Raw genomic sequence first — 21,845 nt, forward strand, 5'->3', positions numbered from 1 at the left:
TCCATGAGTACGGTCAGCCTGGCTCAGTTCCACCAAGTCTTTTTCGAAGAAAGCCTGGAAGGCCTGGATGCCATGGAAGCCGCGCTGCTCGCGCTGGACCAGGGCGACAGCGACGCGGAATTGATACATCGGATTTTTCGCGCTGCCCATTCGATCAAGGGTGGCGCGGCAACCTTCGGTTTTCCGGAGATGGCGGCGTTCACCCATGAGGCCGAATCGCTGCTCGACGAATTGCGCGACGGGCGCCGTGCGACCGACGGGACAATCATCGAGCTGCTGTTGCGAACGGTGGATTGTCTGCGCGGCATGTTCGATCGCGCCCAGGCCGGGCAACCGCTGGCCGACGCGGAGAGTGAAAATCTTCGCCAGCAACTGGCGGCGGCAGTCGGCCGCATGGTAGTTGCGATGGCGGGACAAGGCACGGTCGGAGCGCTGGCCACGAGCGGATGGATCATCCAGTTTCGGCCGCACCTTGGCATGCTGGCCGGTGGCAATGACCCATTGCGTCTGCTGCGCGAACTGGCCGAGCTGGGCATGCTGTCCGTCGAGGCACAGCTCGATCGCGTGCCCACACTGGACGTGCTCGATCCTGCCGAATGTCATCTGGGCTGGCGCATTGAATTGGCTGGTGCGGTTACCCGGGATGCCATCGCGTCGGTCTTCGAATGGGTCGAGGGCGAATGTGATCTCAGCATTGAACCCATGAGCGTCGCGGCGAACTCGGTCGAGCCGGGTTCGGCAGTCGGTACGCTGGACAAGGGCATCGACGTTGTACCCGCGCCGGTCATGCAGAGCATCGCGCCGAAAAATGCCGCGGCTGGCAGCAATGACGCCGGCTCGGTTCGTGTCGGCATCGACAAGATCGACAGCCTGATCGATCTGGTCGGGGAGCTGGTGATCACCCAGGCGATGCTCGATCAATTTCGTGAGGACTTCGATCCGACACGACTGGCACTCCTTCAGCAAGGCCTCGCGCAACTGGCCCGGCACACGCGCACGCTACAGGAAAGCGTGATGGGCATTCGCATGTTGCCGATCGGCTCGGTCTTCAACCGTTTTCCGCGACTGGTGCGCGATCTGAGCCAGAAACTGGGCAAGCAAGTGAAGCTGGAGATGGTCGGCGAGAACACCGAGCTGGACAAGACCGTGCTCGAAAAAATCGGCGACCCGCTGGTGCATCTGGTGCGCAACGCCATCGATCATGGTCTGGAAACTCCGGAAAAACGTCGCGCGGCGGGCAAGCAGGAAAGCGGTACGTTGCGACTGGAGGCGTTCCATCGCGGTGGTTCGATCGTGGTGGAAATCGTCGATGACGGTGCCGGCCTCAACCGTGAGGCCATCGTGGCCAAGGCCGTGCAGAAGGGCCTGATTCCGACCGGTGAGAATCTTTCCGACGATGCCGTCAACGAGCTGATTTTCCAGCCGGGTTTTTCCACGGCAGCGACCACGACTGACCTGTCGGGACGCGGCGTCGGCATGGACGTGGTACGCCGCAACGTCGTGGATCTGGGTGGCAACGTCGCCATCACGAGTCATCCGGGCCGTGGCACGACCTTCACCATCACATTGCCGCTGACGCTGGCGATCATTGACGGTTTGAGTGCGGCGGTCGGCAACGAGTGCTACATCGTGCCGTTGGTGTCGATCGTCGAGTCAGTTCAACTGCGTGCCGATGCGGTGCGCAGCGTGATCGGCGGTGGCGAATTGTTCCGCTTTCGCGACGCCTATCTGCCGATCGTGCGCCTGCATGAGCAGTTCGGTTGTGTCGGCGCAAGACAGCACATCGAGGACGGTCTGGTGATTGTGGTCGAAGCCGACACCGGTCGGGTGGGCCTGTTCATCGACGAGCTCATTGGTCAGCAGCAGGCCGTGGTCAAGTCATTGGAGGCGAACTATCGCCGCGTCGAAGGTATTTCGGGCGCGACGGTCCTGGCGGATGGTTCCGTGGCGTTGATCATCGATGTCGCAGGACTGGTACGCATGCAATCCCGCCGTAGAGCGGCGTAATACGCGCTGGCGTACAGCTCGCCGCTCAAGCCTGCCCCGTGCTGGCCGATACGTTACCTAGCGCCTGACCTTCGTTATCTGGAATGCCCATGAGTCAGTCATTTTCCGACGTCAATGCCACAACGCAGTACCTCACCGTCAACCTCGCCCAGGAGGAATACGGTATCGACATCCTGGCCGTACGCGAGATCCGTGGCTGGACGCCGGTGACACGTATCCCGCAAGCACCGCATTACGTGCTCGGCGTACTGAATCTGCGCGGCGCGATCGTGCCGGTGCTGGATCTGCGGCTGCGCTTCGGCCTGAGCCGCGAGGACTACAACGCCACCACAGTGACGGTGGTCGTCACGGTCGCCGGCCGGTTGTTCGGCATCGTCGTGGATGCGGTATCCGATGTCCTGGACGTCGAAAACAGTCATCTGCGTCCGGTACCTGACATGGGTACCGCGGTGGACACCGAATACTTGAAGGGACTGACCTCGATCGGCGAGCGGATGGTCTTGCTTCTCGACGCGGACAAATTATTGCAGCCGCAAGATGCGCAGATATTGGATACCGCGCTGAACGCGGTTGGTGATGTAAAGGCCGTGGCCTGACAGGAATGAAGATGAAAATGCCCTCGTTCAAATTGAAGTTTTCTTCGCTCGGCCTCCGCGCTCGCCTGTTTGGGCTGGTCGGCATGCTCGGCGTGATGTTGTTGGCAGGTGCAGCGATCGGCCTGGTATCGATGGCCCGCCAGAACGAAGGTACGCGCCAGATCTACGAAGGTGAGATGGCGCCGGCGCAGATGGTCGGCAATATCCGCACTGACTCGTTGAAGGCATTCATCGTGCTCGGCGAGGCCGCGACCATGGTCGGCAAAGCGGATCAGGTCAAGCAGAAGCTCACGGAATACACGCGTTATCAGAACGAACTGCTCGATCTGAAAAAGCAGTTCTCGGCGCTGCCGATGAGTCCGGCGGTCACGGCGGCGTTCAAAGACTACGTTTCGACCGATAAAGACTACGAGCAGGCCAAGGGTGACGTGCTCGATGCGCTGAAGCAGAACGACACATCGGTGGCCGATCTGCTGCAGATGGAGGTGCGGCCGCTACTGATGCAGCGCCAGGAGGCGTTGGGCAAGTTGGGCGACGCACAGCGCATCGAAGCTTCAACCATTTTCCATGCGCAGGTGACCAGCTATGAGCGTATCCGGATGGTTACGGTGATCGCCTTGGTGATCGGCCTGCTGTTCGCCTTGTTGCGCTCCACCGTGCTGGTTCGCTCTATCGTCAATGCGTTGAACTACGCGATCAAGCTGGCCGACGAAATAGCGGAAGGCAAGCTCGGGCATGACATCCAGGTACGCGGCACCGACGAGCTCTCGCGTCTGCTGGCTGCCCTGCGCGCGATGGACAAGCGACTGGTGGATATCGTCAGCGACGTCCGTCACGGCTCTGACGAAGTCAGCACGGCCGCGCAACAGATCGCCCGCGGCAACGACGATCTGAGCCAGCGCACACAGGAACAGGCTTCGAGTCTTGAGGAAACGGCATCGTCGATGGAGGAAATGACCTCGACCGTGAAGCAGAATGCGGAGAACGCCAGTCACGCCAACCAGCTGGCCCGAGGTGCCCGCGAACAGGCCGAGCGTGGCGGCGAAGTGGTGTCGCAGGCGGTCACCGCGATGCGCGAGATCAACAGTTCCAGCCGCAAGATTTCCGACATCGTGAGCCTGATCGATGAGATCGCGTTCCAGACTAACCTGCTCGCGCTCAATGCGGCGGTGGAAGCGGCACGCGCCGGCGAACAGGGTCGTGGCTTCGCTGTGGTTGCCACCGAGGTGCGCCATCTGGCCCAGCGCAGCGCCGGTGCAGCCAAGGAGATCAAGTTGCTGATCAGCGATAGCGCCGACAAGGTCAAGGCGGGTTCGGAGCTGGTCGATCAGTCTGGCAAGGCACTCTCTGAAATCGTCGACAGTGTGAAGAAAGTGACCGATATCGTCGCCGAGATTGCCGCGGCCAGTCAGGAACAGTCGGCCGGCATCGACCAGGTCAACAACGCCGTATCGCAGATGGACGAAATGACCCAGCAGAACGCTGCACTGGTCGAGGAGGCTTCGGCCGCTGCACGTGCCATGCACGAGCAGGCAAGCGAACTGACGCGCCAGGTCGGGTTCTTCCAGGTGGCTGGTGACGCCGCCGTGGCCGGCGTGGCTCCGCGTGCGAAGAACAGCGTGGCGGAGATCGAAGCCCAGGCAGTGTTCGCCGCCGTGCGCAAGACCGCACCCAGAGTCGTGAGTCACCGTGCAATGGAAACCGCTGACAGCGGAGCGTGGAAGGAATTCTGACGCCATGTCTGCACCTACGATGCTCGACGATGCCAGCGTGACGTCAACCGCAGTCAATGGTTTCACGCTTGGCGACAGCGACTTCGCGTTTCTGTGCAGTTTCGTCTACAAGCACTGCGGCATCGTGTTGGGGGAGCACAAGCGTCAGCTGGTACAGGGACGGCTGGCTCGGCGGCTTCGCGCGCTCAAACTGTCTGGCTTCGATGCGTATGTCGAGTTGCTGCGCTGCGATCCGCAGAGCGAGCTGGGCGAGTTGGCCAGCGCGATCAGCACGAACGTCACCTCGTTCTTTCGCGAGATGCATCATTACGATCTGCTGATCGACGAATTGTTGCCGCGCTGGCTGGAGGCCAAGCGCAATGGCGGCAGGTTGCGTATCTGGTCGGCTGGCTGCTCCACCGGGGAAGAACCCTATGCGCTGGCGATGGTGCTGGCGGAAGCTCTGGAGCGCAGCGGCAGCCGTGTCGATGCGCGTATCCTGGCCACCGATCTTTCGCCGCAAGCACTCGATGTCGCGCGTCGTGGCGAATATCCGCTGGACCGCCTGGGCGGCGTCAGTGAAGCGCGTCGCAGTCGCTGGTTTCTTCGCGGCGAAGGTGCCTATGAAGGCCTTGCCCGCGTCCATCCGCGTTTACGCGAACTGGTCAGTATCCAGCCGCTCAACCTGCTGCATGGATGGCCGATGCGCGGCCCGTTCGATGCGATTTTCTGCCGCAATGTGGTGATCTATTTCGACAAGCCGACCAAGCACAAATTATTCGAGCGTTACGCCGATCTGCTCGATCAGGGCGGTTATCTTTTCCTCGGTCATTCCGAGTCGATGTATGGGCTCAGCGACGCGTTCGACCTGGTCGGCCGGACCGTCTACCGGAAGCATGCGGCATGAATGCCTTTGCGTCTGGGCTGGCGGCACTGGCAGCCGTACCGGCGGTGATCCCCGGCTTTGAACACATGCGCCGGTTCTGGGATCCCGGTCACGGCTGCATGACGGTCAAGGTCTTGCCCGGCGAGTTCTACGTGAGCGCGCAGGAAGAAATGATTTCCACCGTACTCGGATCGTGTATTTCGGCCTGCGTCCGCGACCGGCAGCGGCAGATCGGCGGGATGAATCATTTCATGCTGCCGGAGCCGCTGGGCGATCGCGACAGCTGGTCATCGGCGGTTGGGCGCGCAGCGCGCTACGGCAATGACGCCATGGAGCAATTGATCAACGCCATCCTCAAGGCCGGCGGACGCCGGGAGGATCTGGGGGTGAAGGTCTTCGGCGGCGGTCGTGTGTTGGCGCAGATGACCGATGTGGGGCAACGCAATATCGCTTTCATCAAGCGCTACCTTGCGGCAGAAGGTCTGGAGTTACTGGCTGCCGATGTCGGCGATATCTACCCGCGCCAGGTGCAGTTCTTTCCGGCCAGCGGACGGGTGCGCGTACGACAGCTGCGTGCGGTGCGCGACGTGGCGGTGACCGATCGCGAACAACATTACCTCAAGCGTTTGGCAAATGATCCGATAAAGGGTGAGGTGGAATTGTTTTAGCTGGAATTCGGCGAGCAAGCGGCAGGCGCCGATAGCGCATCAACGATGTTTGCATGTTCCTCCGGCGCAGTTTCCATCCATACATGACGAGAACAGTAGCAATGGAAAAAGTGCGCGTCCTGGTAATCGACGACTCCGCTCTGGTGAGGAAGTTGCTGTCGGCCATGCTCGATTCCGATCCCGGCATCGAGGTGGTTGGCGTGGCTGCTGATCCGCTGATCGCACGTGACAAGATCAAGCTGCTCAATCCCGATGTGCTCACGCTCGACGTGGAAATGCCGCGCATGGACGGGCTGACCTTTCTGGAAAACCTCATGCGCTTGCGGCCGATGCCGGTCGTGATGGTTTCTTCGCTGACCGAACGTGGTGCCGAGGTCACGTTGCGCGCGCTGGAACTGGGCGCGGTGGACTTTTTCACCAAACCATCGAGCGATCTGGCCAATAGTTTTGCCGAAAGTGCCCAGGACATCTGCGCCAAGGTGAAGTTGGCCGCTCTCTCGAAGCCGCGCGCATACACCGCTGTGCAGAAGCTGGATGTGCCACCCCGACTTTCGGCCGATGCCGTGTTGCCGCGCATGCCGTCACCGGGAACCCGTGGCAATGGCAGGATCATCGCCATCGGCGCATCCACGGGTGGCACCGAGGCGATCCGCGTGCTGCTTGCGGCGATGCCGCCCGATGCACCGCCTATCGTCATCACGCAGCATATTCCGGCAGCCTTCAGCGGTCCGTTCGCCGCGCGCGTGGATCACTGTTCGGCGATGCGGGTATGCGAAGCGCGCGATGGTCAGCCGATCCAGCCAGGTCATGCGTACATCGCGCCGGGTAGCCAGCATCTGTTGGTGATGTGGGACGGTGCCAAACACGTTTGCCGGCTCCATGACGGTCCACAGGTCAATCGCCACAAGCCCAGCGTCGACGTGCTGTTCCGCTCCATGGCGGCAAATGTCGGTGCGTCGACGGTTGCCGTGTTGCTGACGGGCATGGGCGATGACGGTGCCCGCGGATTGCTCGAGTTGCGCGATGGCGGCGCACCGACGCTGGTGCAGGACGAGGCCACGTCGGTGGTGTGGGGCATGCCTGGCGCGGCCTGGAAGATGGGGGCGGCCGACGAAATGCTGCCTCTGGAACGTATTGCTGCGCGATTGCTCGCGCTGGCTCAACAACCCATCGCCGGCGCGTTGCGCGTCGTCTCCTGAAGCATCGGAATTCCTCATGTCAGTGCCTAGCGCAAAGTCCGTTCCACGTCCTGTCGTCGGCATTGCTGCCAGCGCGGTGGCGTTCCTTCTGTGCCTGTTCTGGCATCCGCTATGGCTGGCGCCGTCGCTGACAATCGCTATCGGTGCGCTGTGGTTCAACGAATACCGGCAACTTGCCAGTGTGACCGCCATGCCAGAAGCCGCGCCCACGGTCGACAGCACGCCGGTACGAGAGGCGCTCGAAGATGTGCGGGGTGCCTTGGTCGATGAGTTGGGTCACGCTTCGCGCGAACTGCACCAGGCGCTCGATCTGTTGCGCGACGCGGTCTCCGAGCTTGGTGGCGGATTCGATGGCCTGTCGCACAAGACTGGCCTGCAGCAGTCGCTGCTCAAACAGATCATCGACGTCCAGAATGGCGGTGTTTCGGTGCAGGATTTCGCCGCGCGTACCAGTGATCTGCTGGAGCATTTCGTCGGGCTGATCGTGCAGCTGTCGCGCGAAAGCCTGCGCATCGTCTATCGCATCGACGGCATGTCGAAGGAAATGGACGCTGTGTTCGCGCTGCTTAAAAACGTCAACACCATTGCTGAAGAGACCAACCTGCTGGCCCTGAATGCTGCCATCGAGGCGGCGCGTGCCGGCGAGGCTGGCCGCGGCTTCGCGGTGGTCGCCGGGGAAATTCGCAACCTGGCCAGCAACTCCAATCAATTCAACGAACAGATTGGCAGCCATGTCGAGCGTGCGCGGACGGCGATGGATCAGGTGCGCGGCTTGATTGGTGCGCTCGCTTCGCAGGATCTCAATGTTGCGTTGTCGGCCAAGGGTGGCATCGACGCCATGATGGCGCATGTCACCGAGAGCGATGCGCGTACCAATGCCGTGGCCGACCAGGTGGTAGAGATCAATCGCGGCCTGAGCAACGACGTATCCACCACGATCCGCTCGCTGCAGTTCGAGGATATTCTCAGCCAGCTGCTCAACCAGACCCGCACGCGCCTGGTCGAACTGCAGGGGGTCGCCGCTGAAACCACTCGCGACATCGAAGAGATTGCATGCGGTCCGATCGACGCCGGTGCGCTGGAAGAGCGGGCGCAAAGGGTGCGTACCCGACTGGCCCTGCAGCGTGAAAAAGCGCGCCTGCGTTCACGTGGTCCTGCCTTGCAGAGCACGATGGATGCCGGCGAAATCGAACTGTTCTAAAGGAAGGCAACGCCATGCATCTCAACATACATCACGACACCGAGCAGGATTGCCTGACCCTGCAGTTTGGCGAGCATTTCGACTTCACCGTGCATCGTGCGTTTCACGATGCCTGCCTGGGCGATCGCAAGCCGGCACGCAGTTACATTATGGATCTGGCGGATGTCGGCAGCATGGACAGTTCTGCTCTCGGCATGCTGCTTCTGCTGCGCGAACATGCCGGTGGCGATCGTGCCGAGATTCGTATCGTCAATGCCGGGTCGGCTCTGCGCGGCACCTTGCGTGTGGCGGGCTTCGACAAGTTGTTTGTCTTGCATTGAAACGAGGAACGCCTGCAGGAGCGTCTATTGCGTTTGACATCTGGCGGGGCGTTGGCTGGCATGGAGCACGCCGTTCACTACCTCGGCATTGTCCAAGTGGCGAATACTGTTGGTGCACCTGCATGGAACTTGAGAAGGATGTGTCGAAACTGAAGTCAGTGCCGGGGAGAAACAGGTAATTTCAAATACCCGTCGAACGGGTGAGCTCGTATAAGGCCGTTGTGCGGATCGCCAAACACCGCCAGCGCCAATCTTTCGATCAGCGCTGGATCAGTACCTGTTGAACCGACGAATCACGTATTGCCGCGGCGTCACTGCGACGCAGATTGAATAAACCGGCGTGCCAACAGTTACCAGGTGCGCACATCCGTGATGGCTGCCGAGTACGTCTGCATGTCGGGCTGGTAACGCAGCAGCCTGCCCAGGTCGAAGTCGACGGACTGGCCCGGTGCGATATTGGTGGTGCCGCCAGGCCAGCCCTGTTTGGTCGCCAGCACGGTACCGCTGCCATCTTTGGCATCGACGCGGACTTGCGCAGCGGCGGCCGTGGCGCAATGGTTGACTAATTTACCCTTGAGGCTCAGACGTATGGCACCACCGGCACCGGTCGCACCTGCCTTGAACTCCTCGATCGAGAAATCAGTGGCCGAGCAAGTTGCGTGGGCAGTCAGGGGTGCCAACAGCAAGAGGGTTGCGGCAAGTAGATGTTTCATGAGTCGATCCTTTCGTTGCAGATATTTTCTAAACAGCGTCGTCAGAATCGTTATCGACCTTGCCGACCCAAACTTTAGGGTTTGGTCTGCTTGCATGGACGGGATTTTCTTGCGCGCGGTGGCAGCCGTGTCTGTTTTGTATTTCAGCTAAGCGTCCGAAGATCTTTGCGAGCCATGAGCAGCGAAAAGCTAGCGTGCCAGTTACGCCATTGAGTTTGGCCGTGCCGTGATAGATCCAGTCTTCCGGGTTGTGGGTTAGACGCGGCAGGACGACGAGCGGGTGATCAGTCCGCCAGTAAGTCAGAAGAAAAGATTTGGCGGGCATGGGTTGTGGCAGGCAGGCTGGCGCACCAGTTCACTGCATGCCTCACTGGTGGCCCGGCGCTTTTCCCACCTGTCATCACTGATTCGCTGCGGCAGAAACCTGCCTGGACTATCGCCATCAGGAAATTGAGATTCGTGAAAGACGCGCAAATTCATGCGAATCAATGCATTACCTTTGGCATAGCGCCAAGATAGTCAAAGCTGTCTAGGCTACTATTCTCCTTCTAAAGCAAATCTCGCTCGGCATATGGCGCCGTATGCCGTGTGCGTGACCGATGGAATACAACGCCGATGTGGATCGTCAGAATTGCGCTAGAGCGCCCGCTCACTTTTATCGTCTTGGCGCTGTTGTTGCTGATTCTTGGGCCACTCGCTGTTCTGCGTACACCGACCGACATTTTTCCCAATATCAACATCCCCGTCGTGTCGGTGGTCTGGCAGTACACCGGTCTGCCGGCCGATGACATGAACAATCGCATCGTGACGGGTTTCGAGCGTTCGCTCACCACCACGGTCAACGATGTCGAGCACACTGAAACGCAATCATTGAACGGCGTCGGGCTGGTAAAAGTGTTTTTCCAGCCGAACGTCAACGTCGATATGGCGATTGCGCAGATCACGGCGATTGCGCAAGTCGCTGTCAAATCCATGCCGCAGGGCACGACACCACCGCTGGTCATTGTCTATAACGCATCGACTGTTCCGATCCTGCAGTTTGCCTTGTCGTCAAAGGAACTATCCGAGTCGACGATCTTTGACGACGCCAACCAGATCGTGCGTACCTTTGTTACTTCAGTGCGTGGTGCAGCAACACCCTATCCGTACGGCGGCAAGCAGCGTCAGATCCAGGTGGATCTCAATCCGCAAGCGCTTCTGTCGCATGGGCTGGCACCCAGCGATGTCGTCGCGGCGATCGGCGCGCAGAATTTGATTCTGCCGGCCGGCACCGAGAAAGTCGGGGATATCGAGTACAGCGTGCGACTGAATGGCAGTCCGCAGCAGATCAGTGATCTGAACAACGCACCCATTCACACCGTCAATGGCATCACCACCTACATTCGTGATGTTGCGCTGGTGCATGACGGCTCTCCGCCGCAAACCAATATCGTGCGTGTGAACGGGCAACGCGCCGTTCTGATGTCGATTCTGAAAATCGGTGATGCTTCCACGCTCGATATTGTCGACACACTGCGAAATATGCTGCCGCGTATTCGTGCGGCAATCCCCCCCAATCTGCAAATCAGCCCTATTTCGGATCAGTCGCTCTTTGTCCGCGCCGCTGTTTCTGGCGTCATTCGTGAGGGCGTTATCGCCGCGGCATTGACGGGTCTGATGATTCTGCTGTTCCTCGGATCGTGGCGCTCTACGCTGATCATTGCGATTTCCATTCCGCTATCGATCCTCGCCTCGATCATCACGCTTTCCGCCTTGGGCGAAACGATCAACATCATGACGCTGGGTGGTCTGGCGCTGGCCGTCGGTATCCTGGTCGACGATGCCACCGTCACGATCGAAAATATCAATTCGCATCTGGAGGAGGGCAAGGAGGTCTACGACGCCATTCTGGAAGGCGCGCACCAGATCGCTGTGCCGGCACTGGTCTCGACGCTATCCATCTGTATCGTTTTTGTCCCGATCTTCTTCCTGGGCGGCGTAGCCAAGTATCTGTTCGCGCCGCTGGCCGAAGCGGTGGTGTTCGCGATGCTGGCGTCGTATGTGCTGTCGCGGACGCTGGTCCCGACGCTCTCGCTCTATTGGTTGAAGAAGCATGATCACCATGCGAAGCCGACCGGTCCGTTGGGCCGCTTTCAAGCGGGTTTCGAGAAGCGCTTTGAGCGCATTCGCGAAGGCTATCGCGGCGCCCTGGAAACCGCCGAGTCGCATCGCGGACTGTTTGCTGTGCTGTTTTTCGCGTCCTGCGCGCTATCGGTGGCGTTACTGGTGCCCTGGCTAGGGCGCGACTTCTTCCCGTACGTGGATGGTGGCCAGATCAAGCTGCATTTCCACGCGCAAACAGGCTTGCGCATTGAGGAAACGGCACGTCTGGCCGATGGCATCGAGGACGTCATCAGGCAGGCCATTCCCAAACAGGAACTGGGTAGCGTTGTGGATACGCTGGGGTTGCCCTACAGCGGCATCAATCTCTCTTACAGCAACACCGGCGTCATTGGAACATCCGACGGTGACATCTTCGTCACGTTGAACGACGATCATCATCCGACTGTTGATTACGTCCGTTCGCTGCGGCAGGAGTTGAGGAAGAAATATCCCGGGGTCACGTTTTCGTTTCTGGCCGCCGACATTATCGGGCAGATACTCAATTTCGGCTCACCTGCACCCATCGATGTGCAGGTCACCGGACACGACCCGCAAGTGATCTCGACGATAGCCAATGATCTTCTCGGCAAACTGTCACATGTTCCGGGCCTGGTCGATCTACGCATACAGCAGGCGCAAAATCTGCCGCAAATCAACGTTAACGTCGATCGCACTCGCGCGAACCTGGTTGGCCTCACACAACAGGACGTGGCCAGCAATTTGCTCACTGCACTGGCCGGCTCATCCCAGGTCAGTCCTACCTACTGGGTCGATCCGAAATCCGGCATCAGTTATTCGATTGCCACGCAAACACCGCAATATCGACTCGATACGTTGCAAGATCTGAAGACCCTGTCGATCACCAGCGCCAGCGGTGCGACGGGGGCTTCGGTTAACGGCACGACCAGCACGAGTACATCTGCTGGTGGGACCGCGGGCCAGATATTGGAGAACGTGGCGACTTTTTCGCGCAGCGTTGGCCCGGCCGTGGTCTCGCACTACAGTACGCGACCCACATTGGATCTATACGCATCAGTCGATCACACCGACCTGGGGAGCGTTGGCAGCGATGTCCAGAAGATTGTTACCGAGGCATCAAAACATCTGCCGCGCGACGTCGATATCACAGTTCGTGGTCAAGTGCAGACCATGGGCGAGTCCTACAGGGGGCTTATCGGCGGCCTGTTGTTCGCGATTGTCCTGGTCTACCTGCTGATCGTGGTGAATTTCCAGAGCTGGATCGATCCATTGATCATCATCGCTGCCTTGCCTGCGGCACTGGCTGGTCTGGTCTGGATGTTGTTTCTGACGGGCACGCCGTTGTCCGTGCCGGCGCTGATGGGTGCCATCATGTGCATGGGCGTAGCGACCGCAAACTCGATTCTGGTGATCAGCTTCGCACGTGAACGACTGGATCATCACGACGACCCGGTGAAGGCGGCCATTGAGGCTGGCTTCGCGCGCTTTCGTCCCGTGCTGATGACCGCGTTCGCCATGATTATCGGTATGGTTCCCATGGCTTTGGGTTTAGGCGAAGGTGGCGAACAGAATGCGCCGCTAGGTCGTGCTGTGATCGGCGGTCTGTTGCTGGCAACAGCAGCAACTCTCTTCTTTGTTCCAACGTTCTTCAGTCTGCTGCACCGACGCCATCAGGCGCACCGGCACGCGGCTGCCGATTGAGATACTGATCATGTCCAACCCTTCCAGCACACCATCTCAGCGCACGCCCACGTCGCCGCATCGCGCACGGCTTGCGCTTATTATCCTGGCGGCATTACTTCTTGCGCTCGGGGTGTATGGCGTTTTTGAGCGCGTTCACGCACACCATGAACTCGCCAACGAAACTGACCGGGATGCTACGGCCACTGTTGCGGTGCTTACCCCGAAGGTTGCACCGGGTAGTCAGTCGCTGAGTTTGCCCGGTACCGTCTCGTCATGGCAGGACGCCCAGATCTACGCACGCACGACCGGCTATGTTGCCAAGTGGTATGTCGACATCGGCACCAAGGTCAAGAAAGGTCAGCGACTGGCCGACCTGGATACCCCCGATGTCGACAATCAGCTCAGTCAGGGGCAGGCGCAAATGCGCAGCGACCAGGCCAACGCCAAGTTTGCGCAGGTCACGGCTACCCGCTACGACCAACTCGTGAGCACCGGGCTCGTCGCTAAACAATTGGGTGACCAGTACGACGCGCAGGCGAAAGCCGACTTTGCCACGGTGGAGGCCGATCGCTCGAACGTCGCGCGACTGGAAAATCTGGAGCAGTTCAAATACATCAATGCGCCCTTTGACGGTGTCATTACGCAGCGCAACCTCGATGTCGGCGCGCTGGTCGACGCCGGTTCCACCGGAAGCAATCTGTTCGTGATTGCCGATACGACCAAGCTTCGTGTATTCGTGGATGTGCCAGAGATCTATGCAGGCAGCGTGCACATCGGCATGCCCACGCAAGTGACGGTGAACAGTTATGGCGCCAAGCCTCTCATCGGCACCGTAGCGCGCAGCGCGGACGCATTGGACGCCAATAGCCGCACGTTGCGTACCGAGATCGATCTGGACAATGCGGATCAGTCCCTGGTTCCGGGCGTTTACGCCACCGTCAAGCTTGGCGTTTCGACGACAACGCACGATGTGATTGTCCCTGCGAATACGCTGCTTTTCCGTAGCGAAGGTTTACGGGTCGCCTTGGTGGATGCGCAAGACAGGATTCATCTGCAGCCGGTCACCATCGGCAGGGACTTCGGCAGTACGGTCGAAATCACCGAGGGTCTCGATGCCAACTCGCACATCGTGTTGAGCCCGTCAGATTCGCTCTATGAAAACCAGCAGGTAAACATCGCCAAGGATGACAAATCCGATAGCGATGCAGCCAAAAAAGAAACGTCAGGCGGTAGTGGTTGATCATTTCAGATACGGCTTAGATATCGCCGAACTCGTTCAGTGGTAGCTCCCTTGTCCTGCGAACGTGACGGGACAAGTATCCATTCGGCGTCATCCAGCGTTATGCGGCGCAGTGGGAGGCCATATACCGTTGATAGCGTATGCGGATCCAATGCATAGGCGGGGCTGCCGTGATGAAGCAGTCTGCCTTGCGCAAGCAACGCGACATCATCGGCATATCGCGCGGCGAGATTGAGGTCATGCAAGACAGTGATCACGCCATGGCCTTGTCGTGTCAGCGCGCGTGCGTGCTCGAGTACAAAATGTTGATGTGCGATATCCAATCCTGCCTCGGGTTCATCGAGCAACACCCAGGACGGCCCGTCATGTTGCTCCCACACCTGTGCAAGTACGCGCGCCAATTGCACGCGCTGTTGTTCGCCACCGGACAAATCCAGATAATTGCGTCTACGCAATTCCCAGGCACGTGCAGCGCGCAAAGCTGCCTCCACGATGCCTTGGTCGCCCATGACCGCGCTGTTGGGCGGGTGCGGGCTGCGACCAAGCATCACGACCTCGTTGGTGCTGAACGCAAAGTCGAGATGCACTTGCTGCGATAGCATGGCGCGACGGCGGGCCAGTGCGGTTGGCGACCATTGATCGAGCGGTCGGTCGTCGAGCGTTACGTGACCACGTGATGGCACCAGCAATCCGGCCAATACGTTCAGCAAGCTGCTTTTGCCGGCACCATTGGGACCTACCAAGGCCAACAAACGTCCAGGCGCCACACTCAAGTCAACTGCCTGCAATATGCAGCGGTTGCCGCGTCTCACATGTATATCTCGAGCGACCAGTCGACCGGACGGCCCGCTGCCGCTGCCGCTGCCGCTGCCGCTGTCGATGGCAGCACTCATACGCGGACTTCCCCCATCCGCGTGCGCAGCATCAGCCATAGAAAGAACGGGCCGCCGAGCAAAGCGGTGAGCACGCCGACCGGTAATTCCGCCGGTGCCACGATGGTGCGAGCCAATGTATCGGCGACGGTAAGCAGCATGGCGCCACCCAGCGCGGATGCGGGCAACAGGATGCGGTGATCCGGCCCCCACGCCAGTCGCAACAGATGCGGCACGACCAGGCCGATGAAGCCGATCACACCACTGACCGACACCGCAGCGCTCACCGCCAGCGCCACCAGCGCCACCAGCATCGGTTGCAGCCGTTCTGGACGAAAACCAAGCAATCGTGCTTGCGCATCACCCAGCAACAAGGCGTTCAGCGCGCGTGCCGAACGTGGCAACAATACGAGGGCGAACAGGATCGGCGGAGCCACCATGGCGAGACGCAACCAGTCCGTACCGCCAAGACTACCCAGCGACCAAAAAGTGAGATCGCGCAACTGGTTCTCGTTGGCAAGAAACGTGAGCAGACCGATACCGGCCATGGCGATCGCATTGATCGCCACCCCGGCCAGCAACAGCGTCGCCACACCCTGTCTTCGCCGGCCAAGCACATACACCAAGGCCGTAGCCAGCAGCCCGCCAGCAAATGCCGTGACCGTGATAGCGAGCGAGCCGGTGATCGCCGATTGCGCCAATCCGAGTGCACCGCGCAACACGATCATCGTCACCGCACCCAGTGCGGCGCCGGCCGACACGCCCACCAGGCCCGGGTCGGCAAGCGGGTTGCGAAAAAGTCCCTGCATCGCTGTGCCACCGCATGCCAGGGCCGCACCGACCAGCATCGCCAGCAACACACGTGGCAGGCGCAACATCAATACAACAAGGTCGTCGCTGTGAGCCGTCTGTCCGCTGAGCCAGCGGCCGAGCGCGCCGATGACTTCGTGGACTGAAAGATCCATCGCCCCGCAACACAAGCTCCACAACACGGTGACGGTCAACAGCGCAACAAGTCCGCCTAACGTCAGGGTTCGGCGTGAACGTGCATGGCTGCGCGGCAACGCGATGCTGTTCATGGCAACGCCGTAGCCAGCATTTTCTGCAGCGCCTGCGCCTGTTCGGCACTCCGTGGACCGAAGCCTAGCAATGCCTGGCCATCGACGAAAATCACCTGACGTGCCTTGCCGGCAGGCGTCTGTGCAACGCCCGGCAGCTTCAGTACGGCATCGATGCCGCCCATCGTCTCGGCGCGTTCGCGCATCAACATGATCACCTGCGGTGCCTGCATCACCATGGCTTCCGCCGACACCGGTTTGTAGCCGCTATAGTCAGCCACCGCATTGCGACCACCGGCCAGCGCAATGGCTTGATCGGCTGCGGTATCGCGCCCTGCCGCCAGTGGACTGCCACCACCTGCCGTGATCAGGAACAACACCCGCGGATGATGCGGCATCGCCGCGACGCTGGTTGCCAGCGCGGCGTATTCCTGGCCGATCCGGGTCGCTAGTCGTTCGGCTTGCGCTTCACACCCCAGCAGCTGGCCGATCGTGCGCACCTTGGCAACCACATCGGTCGGCGTGCGCGACTGGGGCAACAATGCCATCCGCACGCCGGCGCTGCGCAATTGCTCGATCACCGCGGGCGGTCCGGCGTCGTGCGTGGCGATGATCAGTTGCGGTCCCAGTGCCAAGATGCCTTCGGCATTGAGCTGACGGACATAGCCGACATCCGGCAGCTTGCGTGCCGCATCAGGCCATTGGCTGGTGCTGTCCACGCCGACCAGATCCTGTTGGGCACCGAGCAAGTAGATGGTCTCGGTGACGTCGCCACCGAGCGCGACAACATGCGACGTGGCGGCAAATGCCGCAGGAATCAGGCAGCACAACGCTAGCGCGAACCACTTACGCATGGGTTGCCTCCACGTCGGGCAGGCCAACGGCGAGCGCGCGCCACGCTTCGAGTTCCGGTATGCCCGGCTTGCGCTTGCCGAACAGCTGCACGATTTGTGTGCCGTGCGCGTCATACAACTCCAGCGAGGTCACGGGACCTTCCGGTGTTGGTTTTTGTACGACCCAACTCTCGACGATGTGGTCTTCGCGCAGGTGCAGGTTGAAATCGTTGTCCAGCACGTTGAGCCAAGGACCCATGGCCTTGATGTTGTGCACAGGTCCGGTGTGGATCTGCACCACGCCGGGCGAGCCGACGAAGACCATGATCGGCAGGCCACTGGCGGCGGCCGACTCCAGCACGATGCGGATGGCGTTGTTGCCCACTTTTCGCGCGAATTCACTACCGACCAGACGCAATGCCTGTGTGCGCGTGACGCGCAGCTTTTTCAGCAGCGCGAAGAAATCGTGCGGATCGCGCAGTGCACGCCAGCCGGCGCGCAAGGTATCGATCTCCACGGCATCGTCCCACAGCAGCTGCGGCAATGGGTTGGCGACGGTGCGCAATTCCAGCAATGGTGACTGCACCGCCGCCCTGTATAGGCTGACCAGAGCGCTCCACGCGGCCTGATCGCTCTCTTCGGTGCGATAGATCTTGTGCACCGCGCGACCGTCGCCATCGAAAAACTGCAGGCTGCGCAATGAGCGTCCACGCGACTCATCGACCACGGCAAAGCCATGCTTCCAGTGCGTCAGGAACAGACGAAGGTCGATGGCCTCGTCCAGCACCACGCCCATCGTGCCGCCAATTTCGATGTTCGCGAACGTGCCGTTTTTTTCGTGCACGCAGCTGTCGTTGCGCGTGAGCACCACCACCTTGCCCAGCGCGGGGAGCGCACGGATCAATTCCGGCCATGGCCCCTGCAGCAGCGTGACGCCTTCGCCACAGTGGCTGGCGACCAGCTCGCCTTCGCTGACGCCAAGGCGTTCGGCCAGGTCGCGCGCACGCAAACCCGGCTCGTTTTCGCGCAATCGCTGCCAGGCTTCACGCAGTTGCGGAATCGGTGTGACGGATACATCCGACGGCGAAGATTCATTCAACATGTTTGTACTTCCTCAAGTCAGAAGGCGATCCGTGCCGCTACGCTGAAGGCGCGGCCGGGCATGGTGAAGCGATCGGCCGGCAAGCCGCCGGTGCCGGCGTCGTTGAGGCCGTTACCGCTGATCAAGTTGCCGAGCGTGCCGCTGTTGAGGTTGCCCCAGTCCCAATATTTTCGATTGGCGAGGTTGCTCACGCCGGCATACAGTTCGAGGTTGTCGATGGGCGCGTAGTGCACGTAGAAATCGAGCGTGGCGTAGCCGGCAGGACGGAAGATCGTTGGATCGCTCAGCTGCGTATGCCTGCGCACGGCGGTACCAATCAGTTCGGCGCCCCAGTTGTCCTCGTCGTAACTCACACCGCCGATCAACTTGGCCGGATCAACCGTGTTGAGCGGCGTATAGCCGGTATCGCCAGGCTGGATCAACCTGCCGGTAGTCACGGCGGCACTGCCTTTCAGCGACCAGCCTTTGAGCGAATCGCTGAAGGACCCGAGCCGCAACATGCCACTGGCTTCCACGCCCTTGATATACGCCTTGCGTGCATTCACGGACTGGAAGAATTCATTGAAGAATGCCCCCTGCGAAATCTGGTAAGCCCAGGCCGGCACCGCATTCGGTGCAAGTGCATAACCGGACCAGATGAAATTGTTGTAGCGGTTGTAATAGCCGTCCACATTGAACCAGCCGGTGTCGCTCTTGCCGCGCAAACCGAGCTCCACGCCGTGGCTGGTTTCGTCCTTGAGGTTGGGGTTGGGCAGGAAGGCGATATTGATGCCCGGTGCGGGCTGCTCGTTCCAGGCGCCGGAGATTTCACTGTAGAGCGGTGGTCGGAACCCGTAAGCGACATCGACATACGCGCTGAGCGTGTCGTTGAAATGCCAGATCGCACCCAATTTGGGCGAGACATGGTTCTTCTGGTAGTCGCTCTGCACATAGCCGGGGTTGTAATTGAGGTAGAGCTGGTCCGCGGCGGGCTGATAGTTGTAGCGATCCGCGCGCACGCCGGGCGTGATGACGAGACGGTCACCGAACAGCCCGACTTCGTCCTGGCCGAACAGCGAATAACGATCGGTGAAGCTATCGGGAATCAGATGCAACGGATAATTGCCGGGCAGGAACGCATTGCTGCTGCCGACAGCGCCGGTTTGCGTATTGATGCCGTAGCCGCCGACATTGGATTGTGCCCAGGTACGCGAAAGCTCGATGCCGTAGCTGATCGTCTGCGTGACGCCGTTGGTGTCGCCCAGGTGTTTAATCGCCACCAGCTTGCCACCGAGAACCTTCTCCTGCAGCGGCTGATTTTCAAAGAAACGATCGATCACTCCGTAATCGGTTTGCGTGTCGGTGCGCGTGCGGCTCATCTGCCAGTACGCATGCCAGTCCAGCGTGTCGGCGAAGACCGAGTTCAGTTGCGGAAACCATTGCCCGACGCTGACGCGCAAGCGCGTCGATTCATCCTGCGAGTTGTAATAGCTCGGCGCGACGCCGTACGACGAGACAAGTTCGGACAGGCCGTCGGTGCGCGTGCGCGTCTGCGAGCCATCCACGATCACGCGGTCGGTGCGGCCACTGGCCGCGGTATGCACGTACTTGCCCAGGAAGCTGTCGAGGTTGTAGGTGAGTGGGTCAGGACGCGTGCGCGCATTGCCTATGCCGCCAACATCGCCCATGTTTTCGGTCTGCTCGCCGGCGCGATGGTTCATCACCAGCAAGATGCCATTGCGCTGATCGCCGGCAGCCAATGTGCCGGTGGTGGAAAAGCTGTGATCGACGCCGTCGTACTGTTCCTTTAGCGACGTGTAAACGTCCTTGCCCGGCTTCAGGTAGTCGGCGGGATCCTTGGTCTTGAGACTCACCACACCGCCCAGCGCATCGGAGGGATTGAGCGCGGATGCCGGTCCGCGCACGATCTCCACTTCCTTGATGCTGTCGAGATCGATGAAATTCCGTCCGGCGCGAAAGCTGCCGCCGGCGACATCGGCACCGAAAGAATTGGGCAACGACACGCCATCGATTTCGATACGCGTGCGATTGCCCGAGAGGCCACGGATGTTGAAGCTGTCCAGGCCGAAGCGGCCGGGCGTGCCGATTGCCGATACGCCCGGTTCGTACTGCACCAGGGTGCGGATGTTGGTTACCAGATGGCGATCCATCTGCTGGCGCCCGATCACCGAAATGGTGCCCGGTGTGTTCAACTGGATCGTGGGTGCGAACGCACTCACGTTTACGCGTGGCAGTTCGGTACTGCTCTTCGTATCCGGCGAAGCGGCGGTCGAATCGCTCGCTTGCACGGGTAACGTCAGCGCGGCGCAGATAGCCGCGCCCAGCAGGGTAATGCGTAACGTCATGGATGTTCCTTTGCCAAATGCGTGGATGTCACGCGGCGTGCTGGCAAAAGAAGCATCAGACATGATGCTTGCGGCTGGCGGCCGTAATCAGGGCGGGTGAACGCGAAGGTTCACGGTTGAGGCGCGCAATTTACGCTACTTCACAAATGATAACAAGTCTCATTCGTATAAATAGGGCGAACAAGATGACTCCTGTTCCGATGAGGGGTTCAGTGCTGGACAGAACTCCAAAGTTTGTAGGCCATGCACAAACTTGGAGAACGGGCTGCTTACAAACTTTGGAGTTTGGCGGTCATCGATGTACCGAAGGGACGCTTACGCCGAGGAATCCAGTGGCCGCTAGCGGAAAGCTGGGCAATATTGAGCGTCGCCGATACAGCGTTTTATTCTGTAATAGTCTTCGGTCCTCTTTTGACCGTGTTTAATTTTGACGGGCGAGCAGAAGCGAATATGAGTCAAGTTGAGAAAGCTTTCTCCGCTATACCTGAGTTGCTGGAAACTGAAAGGCTCGCTTTGCGTCGGCCTCACCAGGGCGACGGCGCAGACTATATGGAGGTTTTCGGTAATAGCATTGCAAACGCGAACAACCCCCGAGGTTTTTGTCGAAATCTGTCGGCCGCTCTTGCGGCGCTAACCGTCCATCAGGAGAACTGGCAAGTCCGGGGCTTTGATGTTTGGGCGATTTGTCTGCGAGAGAGCCCAAATAGGGCCATCGGATTCGGCGGATTAGGCTTGCGTGACTTTGACGGCGAAGAGCGACTCAACTTGGGATATGGTCTATCTACCCAATTCTGGGGGAAAGGTTATGCAAAGGAACTTGCGCTCATGAGCGTCCATTTAGCGCGTTCTCAAAGTATTTTTGCGACGCTATGGGCGCGTGTGCAAGTGGGAAACGCCGCGTCGCGGAAAGTCCTTGATTTTCTCGGCATGAGCATCGATGGCCGACCACTGGTGAATAACGAACTTCGATATAAGCTCGAACTACACCCGCTACGCTAACGGCTCGCTTCGCAGGTCATGATGAGCATCTCGGCTGCATACGCTTGGCCGGATTTTCAGCCAGTGGTCCGCACCGTCGTTGAGTCGGATCGATCCGTTCTTGCTCGTTATGTTGGGACATATTAACTGGCACCGGACTTCAGCCTGGTTTTCACGCTCGAGGGAGGGCAGTTGATGGCCCAGGCAACGAATCAACGGAAGCTTCCGATTTTCCCTGAATCGGAAACCAAGTTCTTTTACAAAGCTGTAGACGCCGAGGTTGAATTTTTTCAGACAGCGCAGGGCACATA

General features: G+C 59.9%; 17 protein-coding genes. 11 read left to right on the forward strand and 6 right to left on the reverse strand.

Translation table 11 applies throughout. The features are described from left to right. Nucleotides 1-3 precede the first annotated feature (3 nt). The 8 genes from HDE79_RS01730 to HDE79_RS01765 all read left to right on the forward strand — a co-directional run bounded on the left by HDE79_RS01730 (nucleotide 4) and on the right by HDE79_RS01765 (nucleotide 8,589). On the forward strand, nucleotides 4-2,007 hold the full coding sequence (locus tag HDE79_RS01730) for a chemotaxis protein CheA (RefSeq protein ID WP_184600196.1): 2,004 nt from the start codon (nucleotides 4-6) through the stop codon (nucleotides 2,005-2,007). An 89-nt stretch (nucleotides 2,008-2,096) separates the two neighbouring features. Further along, nucleotides 2,097-2,603: a chemotaxis protein CheW gene (locus HDE79_RS01735; RefSeq protein ID WP_221437537.1), complete on the forward strand. Its 507-nt coding sequence runs from the start codon at nucleotides 2,097-2,099 to the stop codon at nucleotides 2,601-2,603. 11 nt (nucleotides 2,604-2,614) lie between these two features. After that, complete coding sequence (locus HDE79_RS01740) at nucleotides 2,615-4,336, forward strand: methyl-accepting chemotaxis protein (protein WP_184600198.1); 1,722 nt, start codon at nucleotides 2,615-2,617, stop codon at nucleotides 4,334-4,336. Between the two features lie 4 nt (nucleotides 4,337-4,340). After that, entirely contained in the window at nucleotides 4,341-5,222 is an 882-nt protein-coding gene (locus tag HDE79_RS01745) for a protein-glutamate O-methyltransferase CheR (protein WP_184600199.1), read from the forward strand. Beyond that, nucleotides 5,219-5,869, forward strand: coding sequence for a chemoreceptor glutamine deamidase CheD (cheD, locus tag HDE79_RS01750; RefSeq protein ID WP_221437536.1), 651 nt, complete (start codon nucleotides 5,219-5,221; stop codon nucleotides 5,867-5,869). Before HDE79_RS01745 ends, cheD begins: the two co-directional genes overlap by 4 nt. Nucleotides 5,870-5,970: 101 nt before the next feature. After that, nucleotides 5,971-7,068, forward strand: coding sequence for a chemotaxis response regulator protein-glutamate methylesterase (locus tag HDE79_RS01755; protein ID WP_184600200.1), 1,098 nt, complete (start codon nucleotides 5,971-5,973; stop codon nucleotides 7,066-7,068). Between the two features lie 16 nt (nucleotides 7,069-7,084). After that, entirely contained in the window at nucleotides 7,085-8,269 is a 1,185-nt protein-coding gene (locus HDE79_RS01760) for a methyl-accepting chemotaxis protein (RefSeq protein ID WP_184600201.1), read from the forward strand. A 14-nt stretch (nucleotides 8,270-8,283) separates the two neighbouring features. After that, the gene (locus HDE79_RS01765) at nucleotides 8,284-8,589 is read left to right on the forward strand and encodes an STAS domain-containing protein (RefSeq protein WP_184600202.1); all 306 of its coding nucleotides are present in this window, start codon (nucleotides 8,284-8,286) and stop codon (nucleotides 8,587-8,589) included. A 350-nt stretch (nucleotides 8,590-8,939) separates the two neighbouring features. Here the strand turns inward: HDE79_RS01765 and HDE79_RS01770 are convergent, their stop codons facing one another. Continuing rightward, nucleotides 8,940-9,302 (reverse strand): hypothetical protein, encoded by a 363-nt coding sequence (locus HDE79_RS01770; RefSeq protein WP_184600203.1) that lies wholly within the window; start codon nucleotides 9,300-9,302, stop codon nucleotides 8,940-8,942. Nucleotides 9,303-9,917: 615 nt separating this feature from the next. On the opposite strand from HDE79_RS01770, the gene HDE79_RS01775 reads away from it, so the two are divergent. Further along, nucleotides 9,918-13,124 (forward strand): efflux RND transporter permease subunit, encoded by a 3,207-nt coding sequence (locus tag HDE79_RS01775; RefSeq protein ID WP_184600204.1) that lies wholly within the window; start codon nucleotides 9,918-9,920, stop codon nucleotides 13,122-13,124. Between the two features lie 10 nt (nucleotides 13,125-13,134). Further along, entirely contained in the window at nucleotides 13,135-14,346 is a 1,212-nt protein-coding gene (locus HDE79_RS01780) for an efflux RND transporter periplasmic adaptor subunit (RefSeq protein ID WP_184600205.1), read from the forward strand. Between the two features lie 5 nt (nucleotides 14,347-14,351). Here the strand turns inward: HDE79_RS01780 and HDE79_RS01785 are convergent, their stop codons facing one another. Genes HDE79_RS01785 through HDE79_RS01805 form a run of 5 tightly spaced genes read right to left on the reverse strand, consistent with a single transcriptional unit; the run spans nucleotide 14,352 to nucleotide 20,556 of the window. Next, a complete protein-coding gene (locus tag HDE79_RS01785) occupies nucleotides 14,352-15,239 on the reverse strand; it encodes a heme ABC transporter ATP-binding protein (protein ID WP_184600206.1) in 888 nt (295 codons plus the stop codon). After that, nucleotides 15,236-16,297 (reverse strand): iron ABC transporter permease, encoded by a 1,062-nt coding sequence (locus HDE79_RS01790; protein ID WP_184600207.1) that lies wholly within the window; start codon nucleotides 16,295-16,297, stop codon nucleotides 15,236-15,238. Before HDE79_RS01790 ends, HDE79_RS01785 begins: the two co-directional genes overlap by 4 nt. Continuing rightward, nucleotides 16,294-17,130 (reverse strand): ABC transporter substrate-binding protein, encoded by an 837-nt coding sequence (locus tag HDE79_RS01795; RefSeq protein WP_184600208.1) that lies wholly within the window; start codon nucleotides 17,128-17,130, stop codon nucleotides 16,294-16,296. The genes HDE79_RS01790 and HDE79_RS01795 overlap by 4 nt, the downstream gene beginning before the upstream one ends. After that, entirely contained in the window at nucleotides 17,123-18,211 is a 1,089-nt protein-coding gene (locus HDE79_RS01800) for a ChuX/HutX family heme-like substrate-binding protein (RefSeq protein WP_184600209.1), read from the reverse strand. Before HDE79_RS01800 ends, HDE79_RS01795 begins: the two co-directional genes overlap by 8 nt. Nucleotides 18,212-18,228: 17 nt before the next feature. Continuing rightward, the gene (locus tag HDE79_RS01805; RefSeq protein WP_184600210.1) at nucleotides 18,229-20,556 is read right to left on the reverse strand and encodes a TonB-dependent hemoglobin/transferrin/lactoferrin family receptor; all 2,328 of its coding nucleotides are present in this window, start codon (nucleotides 20,554-20,556) and stop codon (nucleotides 18,229-18,231) included. 243 nt (nucleotides 20,557-20,799) lie between these two features. Here HDE79_RS01805 and HDE79_RS01810 point away from each other — a divergent pair, with 243 nt between their 5' ends. After that, the gene (locus HDE79_RS01810; protein WP_184600211.1) at nucleotides 20,800-21,555 is read left to right on the forward strand and encodes a GNAT family N-acetyltransferase; all 756 of its coding nucleotides are present in this window, start codon (nucleotides 20,800-20,802) and stop codon (nucleotides 21,553-21,555) included. Nucleotides 21,556-21,845: the final 290 nt, after the last annotated feature.

This window comes from Rhodanobacter sp. MP1X3 (genome assembly GCF_014207165.1).
Lineage (GTDB): Bacteria > Pseudomonadota > Gammaproteobacteria > Xanthomonadales > Rhodanobacteraceae > Rhodanobacter.